Here is a 2076-nt window from a genome sequence, read left to right as displayed (position 1 = left end):
AACCGGGCCAAGGCACAAGGTCCGCGGCCGACTTCCTGCAGACGTGCTAGCATTCCGAACCGCATCGACGGGCTGCACGCCACATCCGCCTGTTCGACCCAGATCAACTCGTATTTCCTGACCGATGGAGTCCCCATGACGATCCGTCCGAACCTCGCTCGCACATTGATCGCCCTTTTGGTCACCGCTCTGGTGGCCGTCATGTCCATGGGCACCGCCGAGGCCAAGCGCTTTGGTGGCGGAAAAAGCTTCGGCTTCCAGGGCCAGAAAAGCTCGCAGACCACCAGTCAGCGTCAGGCAACCACGGATCAGAAAGCCGCCCGCAGCCCGGGTGCCGGCATGGGCGGCATGCTCGCCGGCCTGGCCGCGGGCGGTCTGCTGGCCTGGCTGTTCATGGGCGGTGCCTTCGAGGGGCTCCAGCCGATGGACCTGCTGGTCCTGGTCCTGCTGGGCGTGGGCGTGTTCCTGCTGATCCGTCACCTGCGCGGCGGCGCGCGCCGCCCTGCCCTGGCGGGGATCCCGGGCCAAGGCGGTGAGCGGAGCGATAACGGCCAGCGGCGCGAGTCGCTGTTTCCGCAAAGCGGCTCCGGCCACGACGCCCCGCGGCCCGGCTCGGTGATGGACGAGTTCGGGGGCTTCTCCGGTCAGGCGCAGTACCAGCCGCCGTCGTGGTTCGACGAGAAACGCTTCCTGGGCGCGGCGCGCACCCACTTCACCAATCTGCAACTTGCCTGGGACGCCAACCGCATGGACGAGGTGCGGGAGTTCGTCACGCCGGACCTGTTCCGTGAACTGGTGCGCGAGCGGGCCGCCATCGGGGACGCCGAGAACGTCACCGAAGTGCTCGGCCTCGATGCGATGCTGGAGGATCTCGGCGAGGACGGCCGCGATATCATCGCCTCCGTGCGCTTCACCGGCCAGGTACGCGAACAGGCCGGCACCGAGCCGACACCGCTGGACGAGACCTGGCTGGTCAGCCGGAACCTCGATGACGAGAACGCCAACTGGCTAATCGCCGGGATTCGTCAGAACGCCTGATCGAGGCGAAAGCCGCCCGGCAAACGACAAACCCCGCGGATTCATTGATTCGCGGGGTTTTCCTTTGTCCAGACGAGATGATTCGACCGATGAGGGTCAGGTAATAAACGATTCCTGGGCCAGCGCCCTTATCACCTCGGTCAGATTGGCTTCGGCATTATCGACCACTGCCACCATGCTCGACATCCCGCACACCGTGCGCTGATCACCATGGACGATCCAGCCGTTGGCCGGTGTCCATCCCGGCTCGTTGACAAACAACGCCAACTGATCGGCGTGCCCCTGGGTCATGCGTTTGAAATCCAGCGCAAGGCGGGTCAGCCGACGGGCATCGGTGTCCGAGAGCTCGCCGTGTACCTCCCACGGCTCACCGGACTCCTCGCGAAAATGGGCGACGGCCTGCACGCCCTTGATATCGAGCAGTTTCTTGAGCATGACATCCTCCTCACTCCGCCAGGGCCTTGTAGGCAGCGTCGTAGTCGGCCTGATCGTTCTGGAGCACCACGCCCCGGCGTCCACGGGAAACCGCCGACCAGTCCAGTCCGACGAAGGTGAATCCCTCCACGGGATAGAAGCCCTTGACGTCGCTCATCCCTTCCCAGCCACGCGCCTGCATGGCGCCAATGGCCATGTTTGCCACGCACAGATGGCCGAGCAGATCGAGCGTATCCCGATCGATCACCACATCGTCGGTGATCACCGCGTCCTCGAGTCGACCCTGGTCATCGAACTGGAAGGCCGCCACGGCACCGGGCATCGAACTGAGTGTCTTGAGATCGGACATGGTCTTTTCCTCCTCTATGGGACGAATCCTATGGGACGGATCGCCCGCAGGCGTCAGCTCAGGGAATCGGGCGCATCGGCCAGGCGTTCGCGCATCAGGCCTAGCACCTTGGTCAGCGAGGCCCGCTCGTTGTCGAGCACGCAGTAGACGTTGGAGATCACGCAGATGCTGCGCGACGCGCCGTGCACCACCCAGCCCTTGGTCGGCTCGAAGCCGCAACCACCAGCCCCGGGCTGACAGACACGAGAGAACAG

Annotated in this window: 4 protein-coding genes; 1 reads left to right on the top strand and 3 read right to left on the bottom strand. The window is 64.8% G+C overall.

The features are described from left to right. Window positions 1–135: 135 nt before the first annotated feature. Window positions 136–1038: a Tim44 domain-containing protein gene (locus ACESL5_RS02520; protein WP_372591209.1), complete on the top strand. Its 903-nt coding sequence runs from the start codon at window positions 136–138 to the stop codon at window positions 1036–1038. A 96-nt stretch (window positions 1039–1134) separates the two neighbouring features. Here the strand turns inward: ACESL5_RS02520 and ACESL5_RS02515 are convergent, their stop codons facing one another. The 3 genes from ACESL5_RS02515 to ACESL5_RS02505 all read right to left on the bottom strand — a co-directional run. Then, entirely contained in the window at window positions 1135–1473 is a 339-nt protein-coding gene (locus ACESL5_RS02515; protein WP_372591208.1) for a DUF2173 family protein, read from the bottom strand. Between the two features lie 10 nt (window positions 1474–1483). Further along, window positions 1484–1822, bottom strand: a complete 339-nt coding sequence (locus ACESL5_RS02510; RefSeq protein ID WP_372591207.1) for a DUF2173 family protein — start codon at window positions 1820–1822, stop codon at window positions 1484–1486. Between the two features lie 53 nt (window positions 1823–1875). Next, on the bottom strand, window positions 1876–2076 hold a 201-nt coding region (locus ACESL5_RS02505; protein WP_372591206.1), incomplete at its 5' end, for a DUF2173 family protein.

This window comes from Guyparkeria sp. (assembly GCF_041687595.1).
In the GTDB taxonomy this organism is placed as follows: Bacteria; Pseudomonadota; Gammaproteobacteria; order Halothiobacillales; family Halothiobacillaceae; genus Guyparkeria.
Note: the sequence above shows the minus strand (reverse complement) of the source record. Positions and strands in the feature narration are given on the sequence as shown.

Coding starts and splice junctions, on each gene's coding strand:
- ACESL5_RS02520 (WP_372591209.1), top strand. CDS start 136: ATGACGATCCGTCCGAACCTCGCTCGCACATTGATCGCCCTTTTGGTC.
- ACESL5_RS02515 (WP_372591208.1), bottom strand. CDS start 1,473: ATGCTCAAGAAACTGCTCGATATCAAGGGCGTGCAGGCCGTCGCCCAT.
- ACESL5_RS02510 (WP_372591207.1), bottom strand. CDS start 1,822: ATGTCCGATCTCAAGACACTCAGTTCGATGCCCGGTGCCGTGGCGGCC.